Origin of the sequence: Sphingobacterium sp. CZ-UAM, from assembly GCF_002000245.1 — a bacterium.
In the GTDB taxonomy this organism is placed as follows: Bacteria; Bacteroidota; Bacteroidia; order Sphingobacteriales; family Sphingobacteriaceae; genus Sphingobacterium.
This window is the reverse complement of sequence record NZ_MTCM01000001.1, coordinates 1,374,839-1,395,737: the sequence shown is the minus strand read 5'-3', so window position 1 is coordinate 1,395,737 and position 20,899 is coordinate 1,374,839. Positions and strand designations below refer to the sequence as shown.

The following is a 20,899-nucleotide window of genomic DNA, read 5'->3' as shown; positions in this document are numbered from 1 at the left end:
AAATATAGATTACTTTTGTTTAGAATTTGTCTAAATAAAATATTCAATAGCATTAAAACCATTACAATTTTTATGAAAAGATCGATACTTTTTATCGTCTCAATCCTGCTGTTTTTCACAGCATTTGGCCAGAAGGCCGATCGTATATCCGGCAAAATCATGGTAGACCAGTCCGTTGTTGCCAAGGATGCCATTGTCCGGCTATTAAATACATCTTACCAGGGGCGGACAAACGCTGCTGGAGAATTTTATTTAGAGCATGTTCCTCCTGGTGATTATATTCTACAAGTCAGTCTAAATGATATCGAATTATTGCGGGAAAATATTCATGTTGACAACCAGACAACTGTCCTTCCGACGATTTATGGGACTAAAAACAATTATTATTTGGATGGGGTGACCGTGTATGGTTATCGACGCAATAAATTCTTAGAACGCGATAGCTCAAAAGTTGCAAAGGTGCAGTTGGGCTATATGGAAAACCCACAGTCCTATTCCAATGTCAACAAAGAACTAATGAAAGAGCAGTTGACCACAGATTTGTCGGAGGCTGTTAAAAACGTTGTAGGGATGGTGAAAGTGCAGGGAAGCCCAGGCCGTGGGTCAGATGGTGCTATTTATTACAATCTGCGCGGATTCCCAACGAAAATAGGTTTGGTGGATGGCCTCCCTGCAAATACGAATGGTGAAATTGATCCTGCGGATGTGGAACGTATCGAGGTCATAAAAGGTCCTTCAGGTACTTTGTATGGCGGAGCAGCGACCTCTTTCGGTGGATTGGTCAACCTCGTCACGAAGAAACCTAAGGATTACTACGGCGGCCAAGTATCTTATTTATTTGGCAGCTACAACTTAAATCGCCTGACAGCGGATGTATTCGGACCTATCACCAGCAACCGTAAGACCTTGTTTCGTTTAAATACGGCCTATCAGTACCAAAACGGTTTCCGTGATTCGGAATTTAGAAAATCATTTTTTGTTGCGCCAACATTTAACTATGAGGTCAATGATCGGTTAACGTTTAATCTGGGAGCACAGCTATACAATTACGAAGGCACCAATACCCCCATAATCTTTCTCACGCGCACACGCCAATTTATTGCGAAGAGACCTCAAGACCTTGGATTTGACTGGAATAGATCCTATTCGAATAATGATATTACGCTGAAAGCCCCGTCCATGAATATCAAAGGTGAGGTAAATTATAAGATTTCAGATAATTGGACTTCTCAGACGTTGATCTCCAGAAATTTCAGAAAAACAGAAGGTATGTATCAATACCAATTCATTCGGGGCAAGGAAAGTGATGCTCTACTTGAACGCAATGTCCAATGGCAGAATACCGAAGGAAGTTCTACGAGTATCCAGCAAAATTTCAATGGCAGCTTCCAGATCGGAAATGTTAAGAATAAAATTTTGATCGGTGTAGATTACCTGAACCAGACCTTACGGAATAACAATTCACCTATTGTTGTGTTTGATACCATCAATGCGTTGGATTTAGAAAAAGGTTATTTGCCCATATCCAATCAACTCGCCTCACAAAAAATACAACTGTCTACAAGACCACTACAACGTAACTATTCCTCAAGCAACATCTATGGCGCTTATATATCCGATGTACTGTCTCTGACGGATCGTCTAACAACTATTTTGAGCTTACGAGTAGACCATTATAATAGCCGTGGTCAATTGAACTTAAGTACAAATGTAAGAGAGGCAAACTTCAAGCAAACGGCGCTTTCACCAAAGTTTGGAGTTGTATACCAGATTCTTAAAGATAAATTGTCGGCTTATGGTAATTATATGAATAGCTTTAGTTATGTGCCCCCAGCTTTAGAGAATCCTGAGGGACAAAGAGAGATGAAACCGCAATTGGCCAATCAATGGGAAGCGGGGATCAAAACCAATTTCTGGAATAACCGTTTTAATTTTACGGCATCATATTACGATATCCTCGTGAATAATATGACTCGTTTGGCTGCCAATGATGGTCCTAAGATAACAATTCAGGATGGGGAACAACGCAGCAAGGGTATTGAGTTGGAACTGATTACCAATCCGATAAGAGGTTTGAATATTCTTACGGGCTATACTTATAATGATAGTAGATTCCAACGGGCAGATTCTACAGTAGAGGGACGACGTCCTGCTTCTGCGGGTCCGGCGCAAGTTTTTAACTCCTGGTTCAGCTATGTCTTACAGACTCCAAAACTACAGGGACTGGGTTTTGGATTTGGTGTCAATCATGTTGGAAAGCAGGTTTCTGCTGATAATTCTACAACTGGGAAATTTGTTTTCCCATCCTATACCTTGCTTAATGCTTCGATCTCTATTGAACGTGATTTCTATCGTTTTGGTGTAAAGATGAATAACATCAGTAATGCACATTATTTTTCTGGGCAGGGGGTAGTTGTCGCCCAAATGCCACGGAATTTCGCTGCCGAATTGAGTCTCAAATTCTAACATAATTGCGGCGAAAAATGCTAAAAATATCATGTAAAGGCTGGTGGGAATAGGCAAACAAAAAAGCAGGCACTCCTAGTGCCTGCTTCATTATATAAAGAGCTGCTAGCATTAATAAATGCTCTTCGCATAGGTTTTAAGTTGCTTTTGTAGTGACTTACGTGCCATATGAATACGCGTTTTCACGGTTCCTTCGGGAATTTGTAGGTGTTCAGCAATTTCGTAATATTTAAATCCTTCTAAAAATAGAGCAAAAGCATTGTAATAATCCTTCGGTAGATTATTGAGTGCAAGCTGAATATCCGATGCAACAAAGTTATTTTCGCAACGATTACGGGTAGTCTCATTGGCATAACCAGTGCTTATGTATTCATTACGGTAATTCTCCAACCTTTTATTGCGAGTATATTGATTGATATACGTATTTTTCATAATGATGTATAACCAGGACATGAGTTTAGGATGCTTTATAAACTTCTCTATGGAAGATAATGATCTGACCATAGTTTCCTGCACCAAGTCTTCTCTTTCATCTGGATCACTTGTAAATTGAGCGGCCAAATATTTTAATGTAGGTCTCTTTTCCTTAAACAGTTGATCGATTGTTGTAGTTTCCATATTATCAATTTTTAAGTGTCTATCAGTGCCAAGATTACTACAATTAGGGTGCTAGAAAAAACGATAAAAACTCATGTTTTTAAGTTATAAATCAATCCAAATAATTCTCTTAAAACTCTAATTAACTGAAAGTCAGTATGTATTTTGATTTTTTGAGGTTATAAGGCCAGCAATTGCTAAATAGAAATTAAGGTGTTTTTTACTTTAACAACAAGTGTTTTCCTTGGCTAGGACGATCCTTTATCCCATGGTGTACCGTATTTATACGTAGTACTATAAACAATACAGTATCTTTTAGCATTTTATCAGTTTTTGAAAACTGTTCGAGTTTGATAATGGTTATTACTCGTAAGTAAGAAAAAAGAGAATACTATGGGGAACGATGACGAAAATTTATTCTTAGATCGATCACAGCGAAACGAGGGGGGGCGGCAGGATCTAAATCTGATTTGGGGTGGAAGCCAAGAAGAATTTTACAAATCCATTATCCGGAGTCAACAAGAAGATTTGGGACGTATCGGGCGTTATTTTAGGGATGAACTTGCGCAGGAAGTTTATGGAATGCGCATTTCCCTACAAAATTTTACGAATAAACATGGTGACTTTGAAGAGCTGCGCTGCTTGCGTGATTCGTTGACTTCTCTCGTGATCGAGCTGCGCAACAAAGCTACACTGCTGTATAACCCAATCTTGAATGACCTTGGGATTTTCCATGCGATTGACGAAGTCGTCGCCTCCTATAAACAGAAGCTGGGTTTTACAATAGATATTATTCTCGATCCCAATTTAAAAGAACTTCAGCGGCATGTCCAAGTTCGTCTTTTTAAATTGCTTACCGCATTATTTGAATATCTGAAGGAGGAAATGCCTGTTGAAGCAAGCTCGATATCTGTACAGCTTATTGATTTCGCGGTTTTCATTAAGGTGTTGCCTTATTTTAAAGAAAATAATACACTACAGACACCCATGCGCGCGGACAGTCCTTTGCGTTTAAAAAAAATAACGGAGCTTTATAGTGCTCAGATTATTAGTGACAGCCCCGAAAAGAGTATGATACTTAAATTAACTTTTTAAAAAAACGATATGATAAAAATCCTATTGGTAGAAGACCATATGGTGGTGCGTAATGGTATTAAATTACTTTTAGAATCCCAGGACAGTTTCGAAGTAATTGGAGAGGCTTCCAATGGGATGGAAGCCTTAGATTATCTTGAATCGAACCCTGGATCAATGCCGGATATTATTTTAACGGATATCAGCATGGACGAAATGGATGGTATCGAACTCCTGCGGATCTTATATAAACAATATAGCAGTATAAAAGTAGTCATACTGTCGATGTTGAACCAAATCAACTATGTTATTGAAGGGTTCGAGTATGGACTTATGGGGTATTTGGTGAAAAATATCGGTTATAATGAACTACTTTTTGCACTCAAACATATTGCTGCTGGAGGTCGGTATATGAGTGAAGAAATCTCCATGTTGCTATTGGAACATATCCGTTCGGGTCAACGTTACGCGCAGGACTCAATAGGAATGCGAACAGATTTCGAAATTTCTGAACGGGAACGGGAAGTCCTGGAGCTGATAGCTGAGGGCTATACCAATATCGAAATTGCAGACAAGATATTTTTGAGTAAACGTACAGTAGAAGGGCACCGCCAAAATCTCATTGATAAAGCGGGTGTAAAAAATACCGCGCATTTGGTCAAGTTTGCCTTCGAGAACGGGATATTAAGTTAATCATTTAAACCCTTATTTTTTGATCGTTTTTCTCAGCTCGGTTTAGCTGCTATTTTTATTGAGCACTTTACCTCGCGTGGGGCATACGGCATCGGTGTCCAAATTTAAGCTAGTATAGCATGACAGGCAATGGCGCAACGCTCGCATGCTTTTGCGCAGCTTTGACAATATTCTTCGTGATGTTTGAAACATTCTTCGGCACAGTTGGAACATATTTCTGCACAAATTTTAATAAGTTCTTTTGCATAGAAACTATTTATTGCAAGTAACTGCGCCGTAGATGTACATATTATAGCACATTCGATATTTAATGCGATGCATTTTGCTTTTATGGCAATGTCATGCTCTTTTGTAGATGCAAGGGTGCAATGCTGACAGGCTGTAATGCACTGCCAACAGGCCGCAATACAATGCTGATATTCCTGTTTATCCATCGTTAGTTATCCTTTCTAAATTCTATACTGGTTAATTGATAGATTTTGATGCAGCAAAACAGTCCGCTAGATATTTTAGTATATTATCGTAGTCTGATTGTGTAATCTCCCCAGCCTGAAGTTTACGTGCATTATCATTTTTAATTCTCTGGATCGCATCTTCTTTATCCATTGCTTCTAGCGCTGTTTTGGCGTTGATACGATCCACAACAGTTTTTCCCAGTCTTGTATATAATGATTTCGCTTCTGCGTTGGAAAGTTGCGGTGCGGGAATTTTGGAGATAGCTTCGTTCGCTGCTGCTATATTCGAATAAATGACCGCTTCCGTATTTTTAGCAGCTGCGCTTTCAGATGTCGCCATCGCATCTTCGCTAGAAGCCAGGGCTTTATTTTCGGCTTTTTCCATTTGGTCGGTAGCTTTTTCTTGCGGCGTTTGGTTGTTGCATGCAAAAAATATCGCACCCATAGCCAACGACATCAAATATAATTTTCCTTTTTTCATCTTTTTTGTTTCAAATTGAATGAGCTTGCTTTTATTATAAGAACAGGTGTAAAAAATAAATAGTTTTTTTTAATGATAATTCAACGAAATGTCGCTCATCAATGTTCATCAGATAGAATGATTTTAAAATTTGAAGACAATGGGTATGGAAAATAAGAACAATTCGACCAAAAAGGTCAAAGGCAATACAGTCTTAAACAAAAATAATCTCGATAGTAGGGAGTCAACAGAAAACGAGATTAAAGCTGGAAATACCACGCACAATAAAAAAGAAACCAAAAGTGAAAATAGGAAAAAAGGGACAAATTGACCTTTGTTTATTATATACTGTATGGTAAGAGGTGCTGCGCTATACAATACGTAAGCTCGGGATAGCGCTTCAGCATGGTACTAAATAGGCTGACGTTAATCTTCATTTTCCTTTGGTTTAGTCGTTTTTTTCGAAATAAGGGACTGGTTTGGTTTTTTATTAATTAGATGCTGTCTGACATCGGAAATGTCGGACTTGTCTTCATCTGTATATTGTGTATCTTTCTTGGGACATACGATTCCCTCGTCACTATCCTGCATAGATGTAGTTGTATTTGAGGCCGGCACGCGGTTTTCTGTAAATAGACATTTACGATACCATCTATTGCTGAAATAATATAGAATAATTAAACCTTGTTTTACTATCGAATGTTGTAATGTCTTTTCCATTGTTTCAATAATTGAATATGAGAGCTATGTCCTTTAAACTATTGTTTTATAGAGAACATTTACAAACTACAATTGGTTTAAACTAATCAGATTCAAACCACTTGGAGCTGACAGGAGTTCTCTATATTGGATAAACAACGTAAATTATAATGAGAACACCTCATACTTTAGCGAATGTATTGATAGCCATAGTAACGCAACCCAGGCAAACAGAAGCATTAAATACAGGGAATTCAAATGAATGGTATACTGAGCCGGGGATTTGGCTTTTTGTCTTCATTTTTATTTTTGTGATGACTTTAGTAGTCTATCGAAAGTTAACGAAGAAAAATTAGCGTTAACTTTCGTAAAGTCTCCGCCTTCATTTCCTGTAGCGGCCTGAAGAAACCAATCCACCTGTATATGGTTAATCATTGAGCATATGTTCGGGAAAAGGGGCTACAATAGGGAAATATAAGTGAACTGTCGTTCCTAATCCGACCTTGGATTCGATTTCTATAGTACCACCCAAACGTTCCATGACACGCTTAACAAGAGATAAGCCAATGCCTGTGCCCGGAATTCCACCAACATTGTCTGCCCGTGTAAACATTTCATAAATATGTGGCAGATGTTCTTCAGGGATGCCTATACCATTATCTTGGATGCAATAATAGGTCATATCATCTTGGTTGGTACTCTCAATTTTAATCGTCGGTTTTTCTGATTGACCGGAATATTTAATTGCATTTACAATGAGGTTTGTGAATATTTGATAAACAGCGCTCTTTTCTCCCCATATGGGTAGCAATTGTCCAAAATGGGATTGACATTCCGTTGCATCATATAATATTTTGTTTTCCTGGAAGATCCGCTGTAATGTGTAAGCCATTGGAAGAGGCTCTTTATTCAGAACACTTGCCCGATTCTGGCTCAATTGAACGATATTATTAATAATGTCTTCGATATTGGAAACACTTCTGCTGAAATTTTGATACCATTTGTTGGTTTTTGAAAAATCGATGTTGTCGGAATGCTGTTGTAAAAATTGAATACCCATTTTTAAGATCGATAAAGGATTTTTCAGATCATGTGATAGGGTATAGGTAAACATTTCTAACTCATTATTCAGGCTCAGCAGTTCTTCGTTCAATAATTGTCTTTCTTTGAGCTTTCTAAATATAGATTCTTTGATAATTTGATTTAAACGCAATACGAAATTGATTTCAGCATCATTCCAGGGTTTTGCAACATCATGACGAACGTCTTCCCATAACTCTAAATGATCAGGGTGTTGTAGCCGGCTTCGATTCGGTTTGATTTGCATTACGCGACTTTGAGTTGCTTGTCTGAACCATACAAGGTAATAATCGTTTTCGAGCCCAACTTTGAGATACATCAAACCCGCGAAATTCAATTTTTCTTTAAAATGATGCTGATGATTTAAGCTAAAATTGTAATCCTTGAATAAGGCTTTATCGCTGTGTTGTTGGAGAAATTGAATGATTTTATAAAATAGGGGTTTAGGTGGTGTATAACCGTGACTGAATACATCGCCCTGATTGAATATCGATAGCCCATCAGCATTCACTAACTGCGTCAAGGTATCCATGTGCTGAACTAAAGCACAATTGACCATCTTATTTTCAGATAAGCTTTTTTTTAGTTCAACTTCTGCGATATTGAGGAGTTCAGTTCGTTCAAGCAGATTTTGTTTAATATGACTCTCATATTTGTTGGTCGCTGCCTGTATAGCAAATGTACAAAGTTTACGCTGCTGTAGGTCAACAACTTTTTCTTCAGCATGTTGAGCGATAACGAGGCCCCAAAATTCATCGTCAATGCAAATCCGGAAAAATAACGCACTCTGTACATGGATTTTTTCCAAAAAAAGACGATGGAGATGTGGAAGCGGGCAGAGCAAACTGGAGAGCGTGTCAATGCTATCTTCTTTATACACAAAATGTTGGTCATTTTTCCTAATATTGGGAACATAACGGTATGAATAGCCACTGTAATAATCCATTGCCTCTTTGGGCATAAATTCCCTGGAAAATTCCTTCCCTTTAAAATAAGGTTTCCCGTCGGCCGTGTGTTCAGCGATTACTTCACTATAGCCTGTTTCCTGAACTTGCAAAACAAAAACACGATCGTAATTCAACAATTTATTGATCGCTAGACAGACCCGATCCCAATTATTGGGTTGGATCGTGTCAAGTAAAAAGTTGAATTCGTTTATTTTTCTTGCCGATATATATTTTTTATGTTGTTGTTCCCATTCAATGTAAAAACGATTTTTATGAATCTTAAACTTAAAATAAACCCGTTCCCGGAATACTTTAATTGGAAGAATATGACGTGATTGGCCATTTTCGCGTAATTCGCTCAAGGTATTCGCTATTTTTTTTATAGCGTCTCCAAAGACGGTACCAAAACTTTCAAAAAAATTAGTCCCCAATAAGGTGTTGATCGCGCCGGCAGCTTTTTCAGCTGCAAATTCGCTCAGCGCCAGAATAGTATATTCTTCATCAAGAACGACAAGACTACCAAAATGCTGAAGTTTGATCATATTTTGGTTGTTAGATTGAAAAGCAGTACTCATAGTAACCGAAAAACTCCTTATGATATTACTTAAATGTACGAAAAAAAATAATACAAACTGAATGGTTAACTATGGCAAATAGCATATTTTTAGTTGCTGGATTTCAATCTTTGAAATTATTTTCTTTGAAATAGATTTATATTTAGCTGTGTTCGCTGCGGATATGGTTTGCAAGACCTTTGACGAGCAATTTCCATTGTGGATAAGAGGCACCTACCTTAGCTGCCATTCCGATGATTAAGTTTCTGAGATTGTCTCCAAGGTTATGATTTTCTACGTTGATAATTTCGTTTCGTCCGGCATATTGAATTAAAATGCTATTGCGTCGTTGTTCTACGAGAAACGTAGAGGAGGAGACCCCTTCAAAAAAGTGGGCAGTATCTTTATTTTCTGGATGCCTTGGATCGGGGCAAGGTTTCAAGGTTAAAGCATATAATTTATACTCGGGAGTTGAATCTTGAGTGATATTGACGACATTAACCCAATCATATCCCGCACTACTGGGAAGGCCAGGTCCCGGAATATCCAACCTAATATAGTCATGCAGCGCCAAGGGACGGTCAATAGGAAAGCCGTTATGATCCGTTAACTGAAAGGCCGTCGCCGGAATGGCGGATAATTCATACCAGTGATTAACCTGGGAGAGATGGAAGCATGCCGAATCAAAGGCTGTATCCGCTATTATAGTACTCTCAAAGTCAACTGACTCGAAGCAATCCAGTTTCTTGCCTTCTTTTTGTTCGGGAATAATATTTTTCATTGCCTTTTTTATAGAGAACCCAATTCGATTCAATTTGGTTTGACCAGAATTTTGTGAATTTAGCGAGTTCAATTAAATATGGAACATCTAAAAATCCTGGAAATAAGCTTGTTTATCGTTATTAAAGTCAATACAGCAATAAAGAATGCAGCATATTCGGTTGAACGTTTTAAAAGATAATCCAAAACTTTTTCCTTTTGTATTTGGTTATAAGTGCATTTGTTGGAGACTGATATGGATTTAAAATCTAATGAACCTTTTTGGTTAGTAAAAAATGGAATTATACAGACTTACCCCTCATTGCATCAGGACAAAACCTGTGATATTTTAATTGTTGGCGGTGGAATTACTGGCGCACTCATTGCTCATCAATGCACAGCCATGGGAAAGAGCTGTATCCTCATTGATAAGCGGGAAATCGTGAACGGAAGTTCCGCAGCAACGACTTCCATGTTGCAGTATGAGATTGATACGCCACTGTATCAATTGAAGAAACTGATCGGTGAGGAGGGAGCTATTGCCAGCTATAGAGCCTGTAACAAAGCAATAGATGATATTGGCTCAATTGCTCGGCAAATTAAATCTAAAGCTGGTTTTCGCAGGAAGGATTCACTATATTATGCAGCACGTAAAAAAGATATTTCATGGCTAAAGGAGGAGTTTATGGAAAGGAAGTCCGCGGGGTTTAAGGTTAACTGGTTATCCGCTGATGATATTCAAACCGGATACGGTTTAGCCAAAACTTATGGAGGAATACTTTCCAGGCACGGTGCCAGTCTGGATGCCTTTTGTTTTGCTCATGAATTGTTGAAGTATAATACCAAACAGGGATTGGAAGTATTTGATAAAACTGAACTTATTTCTGTTAGGAAGAATAGGCTGCACAGTCTGGTTAAGGTGTCGACAGGGGCAACCATCCGGACAAAAAAAATTATATATTGTACGGGCTATGAAACTGCTAGTGTCATCCCCGAGAAGTTTGTAGACTTACTGAGTACTTTTGCCATAGTCTCCGAAGTGGATTCTGTATTGTATCAGCAGTATAAAGACATATTGATCTGGAACACTTCTGAACCTTATCTTTATATGCGAACGACTGATGATGGTCGATTTTTGATCGGTGGAGGGGATGAAGAGTTTCACAATCCCCAAAAGCGAGATGCATTGATTACTCGAAAGTCGAAAACACTGGAAAAGTCTTTCCAAAAGATTATCAATAAACCGTTTTTTACAGATTTTAGTTGGGCAGGAACTTTTGGAGTAACCCATGATGGCCTGCCGTATATTGGGGAACATAAAGAATTTGAAAATAGCTATTTTGTTTGTGGCTTTGGTGGTAATGGGATTACATTTTCGGTCACGGCAATGGAAATGGTTGCCTTTTGGTTGGAAAATAGAAAACATCCCTTGTCCGAATGGTTTAAGTTTGGGCGTTAAGGGATTTGCTCGATTTTAATAAGAAGCGGAATAGCCGGTTTTCTAGTTTGCTGAGTGTCAGTTTTTCCTTAATGAATGGAAATACTCCTTCCAGAAATGTGATTTGTATAGCTGGATGGATATAATAATTTTGAGAGACTGTTTTGGTATTACCAAGCTGTTTGGCCACTGTCTTTATGACTTCATTAAGTTGCTTTTTTCGTGTATTTAAAGTGTCACCTTGTTTTATCTTGGATAATAGATTGAAAGCCTCGCGGCTAGCTCCCCATACGCGGATATCCTTACAGCTGATTCGGCCAGGACAATGTTGCTGCAGATAAGAATTAAAAGCACGGCCGCAGAACGTATTTTCGCATTGTGTTTTATCAAGTTGGAATACATTTTTTCCTTTAAACTGGAGCAATTCTCCAAGTAATTTCGCTTGTTGTTTGTCTTTCCAGGATTTTTTCTGAAAAACTCCTTTCTTCCCTTTATAGGTTAAAGTAATCTTGTTGTCTATTATTTTAACATGCCTTTTTTCGAGGGTACTGAGACCATAGGATTTATTTTCTAATGTGTAACGCTTGTTTCCAATCCTTACAAGTGTGCTATCCATTATTTTAAAAGCAATTGCGCATAATTTTTCCATATTCCAGTCTTGATATTTCAATTGGCGCGAGGTTATTTTTCTGAGTTCTTGTAGATACTGCCCCATATAGCGGATATTCCTAAATTTCTCTTCCTGTTTTTGTTGAACAAATTTGTGATGATAGATGTATTGTTTGCGGGCTTTTTGATCAAAACCATAAGCCTGTAGATCACTTTTCGCATTTTTTGAAATCCAGACATCTTTCCAATTTGGAGGAATGGCCAGAAGATTTATTCTTTCTAATATCTTCTTATCCGTAATCTCATTACCTGAATAATCAAAGTATCTAAAGGTCTGTCTAACTTTTCGTCTTGTATATCCTTTGCTATCCCTTGTTTTCATATAGGTTATTTAGTTTTTAACAAGCTGTTGTATTAAAAAGATCCTCATAATTGGATAATAAGGATCTTAGTTCGGTTGGATAAAAACAATATGAATTAAGAAGCATTATCCCGTAATGTTTTGATGTATTCGTGAGCTTCAAGTTGTATGGCGAGCTGTTTTTCGATCAGAAGGAGAAGATCGTGGGTAATTTCCCAATCTTGATTGTCTATGACATCCTTATAGGTCTTTTTAAAAGCATCTTCGCCCTGTTCGCAACTTGATAATAAACTTTTTTCATCGTTTCCTGAAATGGCAGATTTGATATCCATCCATATTCTAAAAAGCTTACCACTGACCATGTTGCCATCAGTAGCCGCTTTAGCTTGCTGTTCCAGATATGGTTTGAGTTCTTCAATAAATATTTGGGATTGACTCATATATTCAACAAAGATGTTATTTAAGTTACCGATATGTAATCGCTTAGCAATTTCAATAGCTTTTTTATATCCAGCGATACGGTCGTTATTGATTTGTATCAAATCATTGATTAACGTGCTATCATTTACTGTTATCGTTTCCATTATTTTTTATTTAAATGCATTATTTCCTGTCAATCTAAGAACTCATACTACCCCAGTTCCGTTTTAAAAAAACAACGTACAGGTATTTTTACCTCCCTGCACTAGATAGCAAGTGAAAAAGAATGTAGCCTTGTTGATTGCTTAACAAAAAGAAAGACCACTTTAATCGAATAAAGTGGTCTTCTTTTATTTAATTGTTTTTTTACTTTGTTTTATTAAAACCAGTTTTTTTTTCCGCTTCTGTGTTGTCCGTAGAATGTTTTTTATTTACAGGCGTGGCTGTATTTGATAAAACAGCTGTTTTGTTATTTTTCTTTCCAATGGGACCACCACAAATAATCAGCAAAATCGGCATATAGTGCTGATTGAATTTTATAATTTTAGACTCCATATTAGTATTTTTTTGTGTATTGTTAAATTTTGTGCAGAACTAGTTCTATGTTAACAGCAAAAATGATATTTAGTTTTATTTAAGTTGGTATACTTTTAACTGTTTCTGTAGTTTTTTGCGGGTCATATGTATTCTGGTCTTGATTGTCCCTTCCGGCATGTCAAAATAGGAGGCTATTTCATGATATTTATAACCTTCCAGAAATAACTGAAAGATTTGGTAGTTTTCCTCCGAAAGATTACACATTGCTTTTTCAATATCATCGGATACAAATTTGTTCTCACCTTTATTTGATTCTGTTGTATTGTAGGATTCGAGACCAATATAGGTTTCATGGATATCGTTGGTTCTTTTGGCCTTACGGTACTGATTAATGTAAACATTCTTCATAATCACATATAGCCAGGACATTAATTTGGGATGTTTAATAAAGTCATCGATCGACTTCAATGCGCGAATAAGCGTTTCCTGAATCAAGTCCTCCTTTTCGTCTGGATCAGTGGTGAATTTTCCAGCGAAATGTTTTAATAAGCTTCTTTTTTCTTCGACAAGTAAGTTTAAATTGGAATTATTCATGATATCTCTCGTTTATTGAATTGACTGATTTGTTAGCTGAATAGTACAATTAGAGTGCTAATTTTTGCTGTAATAATGCGGTTAACGCTTGTTTAAACAGCTAAATGCGGAAAATACGTATAGTCGGAATTTTATGCCTTGTAGCGGAAATACTACAAGCTAAGCTGATTTATGGGAGAAATATTACTCTTTAAACAATTCACCTTACTTTTTTTGCCACGAATGAATAGGGTATTTATTCCCGCAAGAAATGTCTTAACTACGTGGACACAAGTATGGCCGTGCATCCTAATGACTGTTCAGCTTTAGGGGCATATTAGACAGTTTTCATTTTTTTTGAACTAAAGATTCTTGAACGGGGTTTCTTTAATAAAGATTAGTAAACAAAAATAAGTCAAATATGAAAGAAGTAAAGACGTTAATCGCTATCATTGGAATTGCACTGCTCTTTGGCACATCATTATCTTCCTGTGGAAATTCTTCAAATAGTAAAGAGGGAAGCGGGCAATCGGATAACATTGCTCCGAGCGATGCTGATGAGACAAGATATAACTTAAGTGAGCAGCAGAAGATGAGTATGCAAAAAGATACAACCTTACTGGACTCCACACGAAAAGACAGTTCCATGGATGTCAGATAATTGACGGGTTATAAGCGGGGTAATAGGAAGCCGCTGACCAAAAAAACTCCCTTTACTAAGGGAGTTTTTTGATTAGGAACGAATCGCTTTGATCAGTTTTTCTTTAGTCATTTTATGGCGCCCTTTTATTCCAATTTTCTTTGCTTCAGCGAGTAATTCTGTTTTGTTTCTTTGATCCAAATCAGGGCTTTTACCGCCTTTTTCCCCAGAATCGGGTGTGTTGGCTATACGGGCTGATTTTTCTTTACTATAACCTTCACGACGTAAAGCTTCATACTTTGCGTCATCTTTGATCTGTTTACCATGATTTTTAGTCATAACGTCTATATTTTTAATCCTTGATTATAAGCCTTTTTCCTCCACATCCTCATCCTGATCCTGATCAGCGTCGGGCGTATAGATATCTTCTTCTTTATGATCTGGCTGCTCCTGATGTTTGTCGTGGTCTGGATCAATATGGGCCAGATCATCTCGATCCCGTTGTTCTTCCTCTGTGGGATCGGGGCCTTCAGCACTTTCTGGATAATATTTATCGGGTATTACTTCTTCCAAATCAGGAACTTTTGGTGCTTTACGGATGCGGGTACCATCATCGGTACCGGGATTATTGCCGATAGGATCTATTTCGTTTAATAGCATAAAAGCATCTTCGAATGTCATCGGCATACCACTACGAAATTGAATTGTTGTTCTCATGATTTCTTTTTTATAGTTGAACAGTTTTCAGCATCGAATCGTTGACTTTTTCGTGCGATGGATCCGCTATTGGCGAGATAAGATAGTTTCTGTAATAAAAATCAAATTAATAATAAATTCAAAATTTTTCAAAGAGAGAGCTTGTTATTAAATTAAAGTAATTTATTAAAGAAAGATACTATGAGAAAATTTGCACTACTTTTATTGATTACAGGCGGTATTTGTTTACAGGCGAATGCACAGAAAATCGAAACTACCCCACAGATGTCGTCAGATGTTGGCGTTGAGCCAATTCGCCAAGGGAATTGGATGGTCGGTGGATCAATTGGTAGTTTGGGTTATAGTTTCGAAGGAAAGTCATTTAATGCTGCACTGCAACCACGCGCAGGCTATTTTGTATCAGACGGTTTAGCCATCGGTGCACAGGCTAATCTTGGATTGCGAACACAGAAGGATGCGGACAATGAATGGACCTATGGTATAGCTCCTTTTGTTCGCTACTATTTTCCGAGGGGAGGCTCGTCTACAGGACGTTTTTTCGGTCAGGGTGATATCGGTATTTCTGGGAGCTCGGTTGGAAAAAGTGCAGCATTGGCATTAGGCGCTAATGTTGGCTATGCACATTTTATTACCAAAACGGTCGCTCTGGAAGCAACTTTCGGTTACAATTATAGCAAGGCCAGTATTAATACCGGTACCGGAGCGAGCGGTTTAGGGGTAGGTGTTGGATTCCAGATCTATTTGCCAGGGAGACGATAAAATTTACTCCATGGGTCCTTTAACATTAAGTTTCCATTCCGAAAGGTTTGGAAACTTTATTTTCAATCGAGCATGTTATCAGGGTATTCTCAATGAAATTGGGGAATTGGAAGCATTGGTAGCCTAGGTCGGAGATAATAGCCTACTCGCGTTAGGATCAATAGTAAGGGTAGGTAGTCAACAGCTCAGCGGACGTATAAATACGGTGGTCTTCACAGTAAACACTTGTTCTGTTTTTTTGCGTTGAATTTTTGAAACATTTGATCTTTGACAACTGTTCTAAAAATAGAAAAGACAATAACAATGGTGAAAACAAAAGACATCGGATTGATACTTAGAGATCGAATGGGAAAATGGTCTTCCTACAACATTCCATTGCTGAAGGAATGCCACCTGAAGGATAAGATCGTTAGAAGCAACGAACTTGAAGGCATATTTGTGATCGGAAATATTGCTACAGGTTTGTATATTTTTTCACTATATAAAAACCGCTTTATTGATCTAATGGGTAAAAGTATCGGAATGGAAGAGATATGTGAACATTTCGATGAATATAAACAAACGCTGATATAAAAATCTTTAATATAATAGAATATATCAATTCATTTTTAAACTAAAAAAGAAGTATTATGAGTAATTTAACATGGAAAGGACGTTGGAACGAGTTAAAAGGAAAAGTAAAGCAACAATATGCTGATTTGACCGATGATGATTTGTTATATGCAGAAGGTAAAGAAGATGAGTTGTTGGGTAAGTTGCAACAAAAAACCGGTAAGACAAAAGAAGAGGTAGAAGATTGGTTAAATAAAATGTAAGCATTCGATTAATTGTAAACTTACATATAATAAAGAGAATGCGGTCAGTATTATTTGACCGCATTTTTTGTGCGTTATAATGAAAAGATGGGTTTGTCCAATTTAATGGCGAGGCGATATACAGCGTTCATCAATCCTACGTGGCTATAGGCCTGTGGAAAATTGCCCCATTGGCTACCATTATCTTCTGTAACATCCTCACTGAATAAGCCCAGATGGTTACTGTAAGTTAACAGCTTTTCCAGTATTTCTTTTGCTTCTTCAACTCTTCCAACGCAGGCCAAAGCTTCTACATACCAGAATGCACAGACCAAAAAGGTAGATTTGGGTTTGCCAAAATCATCTTGGTGCTTGTACCGATAAAACAGTCCATTTTCACCTTTAAGTTCTTTTTCAAGCATTTGAAGATGCTGTCGGGCCCGGTCTGATTTAGGATCTAGGTAATCCATGACAATCAGCTGTAGCGTGCTTGCATCCAAATTCTGACTGTCCAATGCATTTTGATAAACTTTTCTTTCTTCGTCGTAACAGGCTTCGATATAGGCGGCGGCCTTTTCGAGCAGGACAGTGGCCCGCTGTTCCATATCCTGATAACCATTTTGGCGGGCGATAAGCAGGGCTGCCTTGCAGCCAACCCATTGGAAAAGGTTGGAATAACAGTGGTGGTTGGCAAAATTTCGAAATTCCCAAATTCCGGCATCTTTCTCGTCGATCGTTGCTTCTATTTTCTCCAGGATAAAGTTTACCCAACCCAGTACATTTTTGTTCTCGTGGATTTTGAAACGTTGATCTGTAAACAGTGGGAGTAAGGCTATCATTGCCTGTCCATATACATCGTTTTGGATATGTTCGAATGCTTGATTGCCGATGCGAACGGGGCCGCTATCCTGATATCCTTTTAGATAGGGTAGAATATGCTCTGTTAATTCGGAGGTCCCCAGTATGCCATATAGGGGCTGAAGTCGGCCGGGATTGTGATGTGTAATACCGGCGATATAATTAGCAAAACTTTCCATTTCTTCAAACTGGCCAATATGTGCTAACGCGGTCAACACATAATAGCTGTCACGTACCCAGCAGTAGCGATAATCCCAATTTCTTCCTGAATCCGGAAATTCGGGCAAGCTTGTGGTCGATGCAGCAATAATAGCTCCGGTATCTTCATATTGGTGTAGTTTGAGTACCAGGGCCGAACGAATCACTTCTTTTTGGTATATATTGGGGATACTGCATCGTTTAATCCATCGTTGCCAGTAACTTAGTGTTTTATGCAGGAAATCTTCACAAGTGCTTGCAATTGCGGATTCAAAAGCGGCGTCATAAGTCAAAATAAGATATTTATTCTCGCTTATGATCGTCCAGCTGTCCTGTTGGAAAAAATGGGATATCGGCACATCTGTCGTTAGGCGGATGCGTTCACCGATATCCGCACTGCTGTAGAGAATATGGTTGCTTCCCCGTGTAGCTTTTAGCATATTGCGGCCATAATTTCCGGTTGGTTGACATTGGATATTGACACTAGGCGCACCGCGTAGCGGTTCTATTTTCCGGATCAACATCAGCGGTTTGAAATATCGTCCAAATTGTTCGAACCGGGGTGCGAAATCTGTAATGCGATAGGCAAAAGATTCCGTATGGATTTCTGTACAGAGGATGTTGGAGTTTTTGATGTAATATTGTTTCGTTTCCACAATTTCCTCTTCCGGTTTTATGGCAAAGCGGCCCCCTTGGTTTTTATCGATTAGGCCCCCAAAAACAAAACTATCCTCAAAGGAGGGCCAACACAACCAGGAGATATTGCTGTGGATGTCTACATGGGCTATATAGGAGCAGTTACCAATGATCCCTGCTTGATATATATGTCTGTTTGTTGCCGTATTTTCCTTCATGATTTTATAATAAGTTGATTTAAAAATTGAAGCACATCTTCCTGTTGATCCAAATAGTATTTTGCAGCCGATTTATTGCTGCCAACCTTGATGCTTATGGTTGAGCGGGGCAGGTATTTGAAAAGATCTTCATCGGTGACATCATCACCTATAGCCAATAAGAAATCGGCTTTAATATGTCCCGCGATCTCTAGCGCAGCTTTCCCTTTATTGACTTCGGTATTTTTTACTTCAATAACGGCATTTCCATCAAGGAGCTGTAATCCATAGTCATTCAACATGGGATTTAAAATTTCCTTCAGTTCTGCCGCTTTGAGTTCTCCAAGTCCCTGTTCCACTTTACGGTAATGCCAGGCCAAGGAATATGGTTTAGCCTCTATATAAGCACCGGGTGTCTGATCAGCCAACTTTTCCATGAGCTTTTTGACTTCGGGCATCCAGTGTAGGGCTAAGCCCTTTTTGTAAGCCCAGTTAAAATTGGGAAAATTAGACCAGATCCCATGTTCTGCGACCAAATAGTAGGAGCGTCCATCAAACCAAGAGGACAGACTTTCCTGGGAGCGCCCGCTGATGATAACTAGGGTATTGAGCGGATCGGCGATAATACTATCCAGGAGATTGTACAAAAGAACGGTTGGGCTAGCCTTTTGCGCATGATTTTGAAATTTGACCAGGGTGCCATCATAATCCAAAAAGAATAACCTGTTGTGGCTTTGTCTGTAACGTTCAGCTATACTGTTAAAAACCTTATCCGAAATCCGTCGGGCCCATTCATCACGTTGTATGGCTTTCGTTTCTGCCATACGATTTAAAAAGAGACGAACCCAGTGTTGTACATTAAATTTCTGTATAATCTGGCGATTCGCTTCCGTGCGTTCGCGAATTTCATCTGGTGGCATTCTAAGCGCATGATGGATACTCTCCGCAGTTTCAGCTCGATTGTAGGGATTGACAATAAGTGCATCTACGAGTTCCTTCGAAGCACCGGCAAATTCACTCAGGATCAATACGCCATCTGAGCTGGTCTTGGAGGCAATATATTCCTTGCTAACAAGATTCATTCCATCCCTTGTAGAAGTAATCATGCAAATATCGGATGCAACATAGAGTCCTATGAGTTCTTCAAACGGAAGGGATTTATAAAAATAGAGTACGGGAGTCCAGCTCAGATTGCCATAAATTGAATTGATCTCGCTTACTTTTCGGTTGATTTCATCTTTCAGTTTTTTATATTGGGACACCTTATCTCTGGAAGGAACAATAAGCATATAAAGTACGACTTTTGAATGCCATTCCGGATATTTTTCCAGGAAGGTGAGAAAAGCACGCAGTCTTTCCAATATGCCCTTGCTATAGTCGAGCCGATCCACAGATATTATTATTTTTTGATCTGGAAAATGACTGCGAAATTGGGTAGCGATGGCGTTAACCTGGGGGAGGGAACTGGTGTGGGCAAACTTGTCGTAGTCTATTCCCATCGGAAAGGATTCAACAAATATATGTCTATCTCTGTATTTGAGTTGATTATGACCACAAGGTACGTGTAATACTTTCTTACAGGCGTTAAGAAAATTCTGACTATCTGCAAATGTGTGAAAACCAACAAGATCAGCCCCCAGTAAACCTTCGATAAGCTCCTTCCGTTGGGGAATATTCATGAATAGCTCCTCTGACGGAAAGGGGATATGATGAAAATAGCCAATATTGAGTTCCTGATTTTCTTGACGTAATAATTGTGGTAGCAACATGAGCTGATAATCCTGTACCCAAATAAAATCGGGAGATTGTTGTGCTGATAGCGCGGCATCACAGAATTTTTTATTAACAGTAACATACGTTGACCAGTATTCCCGATCAAAGTGGATATAGCTGGGTTGATAATGGCATATTGGCCAGAGGACTTCATTCGAGTACCCTTCATAGAAGTTGCGGATTTCCTCTTTTGATAAAAAGACGGGGAGTAGGTTCATCGGTTCAAGCAATGCGATGATTTTCTCCTTTTCACGGTCATCTTTAGGGACGATGCCCGGCCAGCCAACCCAGAGGATTTCAGTTGGGTCAAAGGCTGAATTTAAGCCCGTCGCCAAACCACCAGCGCTCGGTTTGATGATAAGTTTTTCTTTTTTTCGTTCTATTTGTATCGGCAGTCTATTTGAAATTATTATTTTCTTTTTATTCTTCATAAAAATATTAGATCGATTTATTTGCAGTGTAGAAGAGTTATAATGAATATAACGATGGGTGCATATCTACATAATTGAACAAACCCTGGCGCAAAATCGTTTTGATTAATTCAAATAAAACCTATCGATGATATTTTATTAGACTTAAATAGAAAATTTAGTGGAAGGCTGGAT

Annotated in this window: 24 protein-coding genes; 9 read left to right on the top strand and 15 right to left on the bottom strand. The window is 38.4% G+C overall.

Annotation, left to right across the window (positions count from 1 at the left end; genetic code table 11):
- The first annotated feature begins 72 nt into the window (after positions 1–72).
- Positions 73–2,466 carry a TonB-dependent receptor gene (locus tag BWD42_RS06070; protein WP_077434123.1) on the top strand — a complete coding sequence of 798 codons (2,394 nt, stop codon included), beginning with the start codon at positions 73–75 and terminating at the stop codon, positions 2,464–2,466.
- 111 nt (positions 2,467–2,577) lie between these two features.
- Here BWD42_RS06070 and BWD42_RS06065 read toward each other — a convergent pair whose 3' ends face one another.
- Positions 2,578–3,084 (bottom strand): RNA polymerase sigma factor, encoded by a 507-nt coding sequence (locus BWD42_RS06065; protein ID WP_077434122.1) that lies wholly within the window; start codon positions 3,082–3,084, stop codon positions 2,578–2,580.
- A 372-nt stretch (positions 3,085–3,456) separates the two neighbouring features.
- Between BWD42_RS06065 and BWD42_RS06060 the strand changes: the two genes are divergently transcribed.
- Entirely contained in the window at positions 3,457–4,158 is a 702-nt protein-coding gene (locus BWD42_RS06060) for a hypothetical protein (protein WP_077434121.1), read from the top strand.
- A 9-nt stretch (positions 4,159–4,167) separates the two neighbouring features.
- On the top strand, positions 4,168–4,830 hold the full coding sequence (locus tag BWD42_RS06055) for a response regulator transcription factor (RefSeq protein WP_077434119.1): 663 nt from the start codon (positions 4,168–4,170) through the stop codon (positions 4,828–4,830).
- Positions 4,831–4,939: 109 nt separating this feature from the next.
- Here BWD42_RS06055 and BWD42_RS24665 read toward each other — a convergent pair whose 3' ends face one another.
- Together BWD42_RS24665 and BWD42_RS06050 are read right to left on the bottom strand one after the other, a co-directional pair.
- Positions 4,940–5,077, bottom strand: coding sequence for a hypothetical protein (locus BWD42_RS24665; RefSeq protein WP_175991971.1), 138 nt, complete (start codon positions 5,075–5,077; stop codon positions 4,940–4,942).
- A 218-nt stretch (positions 5,078–5,295) separates the two neighbouring features.
- On the bottom strand, positions 5,296–5,766 hold the full coding sequence (locus BWD42_RS06050; protein ID WP_077434117.1) for a hypothetical protein: 471 nt from the start codon (positions 5,764–5,766) through the stop codon (positions 5,296–5,298).
- A gap of 145 nt (positions 5,767–5,911) precedes the next feature.
- Here BWD42_RS06050 and BWD42_RS24660 point away from each other — a divergent pair, with 145 nt between their 5' ends.
- Entirely contained in the window at positions 5,912–6,076 is a 165-nt protein-coding gene (locus BWD42_RS24660) for a hypothetical protein (RefSeq protein WP_175991970.1), read from the top strand.
- Positions 6,077–6,171: 95 nt separating this feature from the next.
- Here BWD42_RS24660 and BWD42_RS06045 read toward each other — a convergent pair whose 3' ends face one another.
- From BWD42_RS06045 to BWD42_RS06035, 4 genes are all read right to left on the bottom strand, one after another.
- Positions 6,172–6,465, bottom strand: a complete 294-nt coding sequence (locus BWD42_RS06045) for a hypothetical protein (RefSeq protein WP_077434115.1) — start codon at positions 6,463–6,465, stop codon at positions 6,172–6,174.
- A gap of 282 nt (positions 6,466–6,747) precedes the next feature.
- Positions 6,748–6,879 carry a hypothetical protein gene (locus tag BWD42_RS25060; protein ID WP_262507808.1) on the bottom strand — a complete coding sequence of 44 codons (132 nt, stop codon included), beginning with the start codon at positions 6,877–6,879 and terminating at the stop codon, positions 6,748–6,750.
- Positions 6,872–9,013, bottom strand: coding sequence for an ATP-binding protein (locus BWD42_RS06040; RefSeq protein ID WP_175991969.1), 2,142 nt, complete (start codon positions 9,011–9,013; stop codon positions 6,872–6,874). The genes BWD42_RS25060 and BWD42_RS06040 overlap by 8 nt, the downstream gene beginning before the upstream one ends.
- 175 nt (positions 9,014–9,188) lie before the next feature.
- Entirely contained in the window at positions 9,189–9,806 is a 618-nt protein-coding gene (locus tag BWD42_RS06035) for a hypothetical protein (RefSeq protein ID WP_077434111.1), read from the bottom strand.
- Between the two features lie 234 nt (positions 9,807–10,040).
- On the opposite strand from BWD42_RS06035, the gene BWD42_RS06030 reads away from it, so the two are divergent.
- Positions 10,041–11,243 carry an NAD(P)/FAD-dependent oxidoreductase gene (locus BWD42_RS06030; RefSeq protein ID WP_077434109.1) on the top strand — a complete coding sequence of 401 codons (1,203 nt, stop codon included), beginning with the start codon at positions 10,041–10,043 and terminating at the stop codon, positions 11,241–11,243.
- On the opposite strand, the gene BWD42_RS06025 is transcribed toward BWD42_RS06030, so the two are convergent.
- The 4 genes from BWD42_RS06025 to BWD42_RS06010 form a co-directional block, all read right to left on the bottom strand.
- A complete protein-coding gene (locus BWD42_RS06025) occupies positions 11,227–12,213 on the bottom strand; it encodes a DNA topoisomerase IB (RefSeq protein ID WP_077434107.1) in 987 nt (328 codons plus the stop codon). The genes BWD42_RS06030 and BWD42_RS06025 overlap by 17 nt on opposite strands.
- A gap of 95 nt (positions 12,214–12,308) precedes the next feature.
- Positions 12,309–12,776, bottom strand: a complete 468-nt coding sequence (locus tag BWD42_RS06020; RefSeq protein ID WP_077434105.1) for a ferritin-like domain-containing protein — start codon at positions 12,774–12,776, stop codon at positions 12,309–12,311.
- A 202-nt stretch (positions 12,777–12,978) separates the two neighbouring features.
- A complete protein-coding gene (locus tag BWD42_RS06015) occupies positions 12,979–13,167 on the bottom strand; it encodes a hypothetical protein (protein WP_077434103.1) in 189 nt (62 codons plus the stop codon).
- 75 nt (positions 13,168–13,242) lie between these two features.
- A complete protein-coding gene (locus BWD42_RS06010; RefSeq protein WP_077434101.1) occupies positions 13,243–13,743 on the bottom strand; it encodes an RNA polymerase sigma factor in 501 nt (166 codons plus the stop codon).
- A 400-nt stretch (positions 13,744–14,143) separates the two neighbouring features.
- Between BWD42_RS06010 and BWD42_RS06005 the strand changes: the two genes are divergently transcribed.
- The gene (locus BWD42_RS06005; protein ID WP_077434099.1) at positions 14,144–14,383 is read left to right on the top strand and encodes a hypothetical protein; all 240 of its coding nucleotides are present in this window, start codon (positions 14,144–14,146) and stop codon (positions 14,381–14,383) included.
- Positions 14,384–14,455: 72 nt separating this feature from the next.
- On the opposite strand, the gene BWD42_RS06000 is transcribed toward BWD42_RS06005, so the two are convergent.
- Both BWD42_RS06000 and BWD42_RS05995 read right to left on the bottom strand, forming a co-directional pair.
- On the bottom strand, positions 14,456–14,701 hold the full coding sequence (locus BWD42_RS06000; protein ID WP_077434097.1) for a Rho termination factor: 246 nt from the start codon (positions 14,699–14,701) through the stop codon (positions 14,456–14,458).
- Positions 14,702–14,725: 24 nt separating this feature from the next.
- The gene (locus BWD42_RS05995) at positions 14,726–15,079 is read right to left on the bottom strand and encodes a hypothetical protein (protein WP_077434095.1); all 354 of its coding nucleotides are present in this window, start codon (positions 15,077–15,079) and stop codon (positions 14,726–14,728) included.
- 180 nt (positions 15,080–15,259) lie between these two features.
- Here BWD42_RS05995 and BWD42_RS05990 point away from each other — a divergent pair, with 180 nt between their 5' ends.
- The 3 genes from BWD42_RS05990 (at position 15,260) to BWD42_RS05980 (ending at position 16,653) form a co-directional block, all read left to right on the top strand.
- The gene (locus BWD42_RS05990) at positions 15,260–15,838 is read left to right on the top strand and encodes a hypothetical protein (protein ID WP_077434093.1); all 579 of its coding nucleotides are present in this window, start codon (positions 15,260–15,262) and stop codon (positions 15,836–15,838) included.
- A gap of 303 nt (positions 15,839–16,141) precedes the next feature.
- Entirely contained in the window at positions 16,142–16,411 is a 270-nt protein-coding gene (locus BWD42_RS05985; protein WP_077434091.1) for a hypothetical protein, read from the top strand.
- A 56-nt stretch (positions 16,412–16,467) separates the two neighbouring features.
- Positions 16,468–16,653, top strand: a complete 186-nt coding sequence (locus BWD42_RS05980) for a CsbD family protein (protein ID WP_077434089.1) — start codon at positions 16,468–16,470, stop codon at positions 16,651–16,653.
- 74 nt (positions 16,654–16,727) lie between these two features.
- Here the strand turns inward: BWD42_RS05980 and BWD42_RS05975 are convergent, their stop codons facing one another.
- Both BWD42_RS05975 and BWD42_RS05970 read right to left on the bottom strand, forming a co-directional pair.
- The gene (locus tag BWD42_RS05975; RefSeq protein WP_077434087.1) at positions 16,728–18,542 is read right to left on the bottom strand and encodes a glycoside hydrolase family 15 protein; all 1,815 of its coding nucleotides are present in this window, start codon (positions 18,540–18,542) and stop codon (positions 16,728–16,730) included.
- Complete coding sequence (locus BWD42_RS05970) at positions 18,539–20,725, bottom strand: bifunctional alpha,alpha-trehalose-phosphate synthase (UDP-forming)/trehalose-phosphatase (protein WP_077434085.1); 2,187 nt, start codon at positions 20,723–20,725, stop codon at positions 18,539–18,541. Before BWD42_RS05970 ends, BWD42_RS05975 begins: the two co-directional genes overlap by 4 nt.
- Between the last annotated feature and the right edge of the window lie 174 nt (positions 20,726–20,899).

What these genes read in the sequence shown, in the direction of transcription:
- BWD42_RS05980 (WP_077434089.1), top strand. Translation starts at nt 16,468, where the DNA reads ATGAGTAATTTAACATGGAAAGGACGTTGGAACGAGTTAAAAGGAAAA.
- BWD42_RS24660 (WP_175991970.1), top strand. Translation starts at nt 5,912, where the DNA reads ATGGAAAATAAGAACAATTCGACCAAAAAGGTCAAAGGCAATACAGTC.
- BWD42_RS25060 (WP_262507808.1), bottom strand. Translation starts at nt 6,879, where the DNA reads ATGATTAACCATATACAGGTGGATTGGTTTCTTCAGGCCGCTACAGGA.
- BWD42_RS06000 (WP_077434097.1), bottom strand. Translation starts at nt 14,701, where the DNA reads ATGACTAAAAATCATGGTAAACAGATCAAAGATGACGCAAAGTATGAA.
- BWD42_RS06050 (WP_077434117.1), bottom strand. Translation starts at nt 5,766, where the DNA reads ATGAAAAAAGGAAAATTATATTTGATGTCGTTGGCTATGGGTGCGATA.
- BWD42_RS05975 (WP_077434087.1), bottom strand. Translation starts at nt 18,542, where the DNA reads ATGAAGGAAAATACGGCAACAAACAGACATATATATCAAGCAGGGATC.
- BWD42_RS06070 (WP_077434123.1), top strand. Translation starts at nt 73, where the DNA reads ATGAAAAGATCGATACTTTTTATCGTCTCAATCCTGCTGTTTTTCACA.
- BWD42_RS24665 (WP_175991971.1), bottom strand. Translation starts at nt 5,077, where the DNA reads ATGCAAAAGAACTTATTAAAATTTGTGCAGAAATATGTTCCAACTGTG.
- BWD42_RS05985 (WP_077434091.1), top strand. Translation starts at nt 16,142, where the DNA reads ATGGTGAAAACAAAAGACATCGGATTGATACTTAGAGATCGAATGGGA.
- BWD42_RS06025 (WP_077434107.1), bottom strand. Translation starts at nt 12,213, where the DNA reads ATGAAAACAAGGGATAGCAAAGGATATACAAGACGAAAAGTTAGACAG.
- BWD42_RS06035 (WP_077434111.1), bottom strand. Translation starts at nt 9,806, where the DNA reads ATGAAAAATATTATTCCCGAACAAAAAGAAGGCAAGAAACTGGATTGC.
- BWD42_RS06065 (WP_077434122.1), bottom strand. Translation starts at nt 3,084, where the DNA reads ATGGAAACTACAACAATCGATCAACTGTTTAAGGAAAAGAGACCTACA.
- BWD42_RS06005 (WP_077434099.1), top strand. Translation starts at nt 14,144, where the DNA reads ATGAAAGAAGTAAAGACGTTAATCGCTATCATTGGAATTGCACTGCTC.
- BWD42_RS06060 (WP_077434121.1), top strand. Translation starts at nt 3,457, where the DNA reads ATGGGGAACGATGACGAAAATTTATTCTTAGATCGATCACAGCGAAAC.
- BWD42_RS05995 (WP_077434095.1), bottom strand. Translation starts at nt 15,079, where the DNA reads ATGAGAACAACAATTCAATTTCGTAGTGGTATGCCGATGACATTCGAA.
- BWD42_RS05990 (WP_077434093.1), top strand. Translation starts at nt 15,260, where the DNA reads ATGAGAAAATTTGCACTACTTTTATTGATTACAGGCGGTATTTGTTTA.
- BWD42_RS05970 (WP_077434085.1), bottom strand. Translation starts at nt 20,725, where the DNA reads ATGAAGAATAAAAAGAAAATAATAATTTCAAATAGACTGCCGATACAA.
- BWD42_RS06020 (WP_077434105.1), bottom strand. Translation starts at nt 12,776, where the DNA reads ATGGAAACGATAACAGTAAATGATAGCACGTTAATCAATGATTTGATA.
- BWD42_RS06010 (WP_077434101.1), bottom strand. Translation starts at nt 13,743, where the DNA reads ATGAATAATTCCAATTTAAACTTACTTGTCGAAGAAAAAAGAAGCTTA.
- BWD42_RS06045 (WP_077434115.1), bottom strand. Translation starts at nt 6,465, where the DNA reads ATGGAAAAGACATTACAACATTCGATAGTAAAACAAGGTTTAATTATT.
- BWD42_RS06055 (WP_077434119.1), top strand. Translation starts at nt 4,168, where the DNA reads ATGATAAAAATCCTATTGGTAGAAGACCATATGGTGGTGCGTAATGGT.
- BWD42_RS06040 (WP_175991969.1), bottom strand. Translation starts at nt 9,013, where the DNA reads ATGATCAAACTTCAGCATTTTGGTAGTCTTGTCGTTCTTGATGAAGAA.
- BWD42_RS06030 (WP_077434109.1), top strand. Translation starts at nt 10,041, where the DNA reads ATGGATTTAAAATCTAATGAACCTTTTTGGTTAGTAAAAAATGGAATT.
- BWD42_RS06015 (WP_077434103.1), bottom strand. Translation starts at nt 13,167, where the DNA reads ATGGAGTCTAAAATTATAAAATTCAATCAGCACTATATGCCGATTTTG.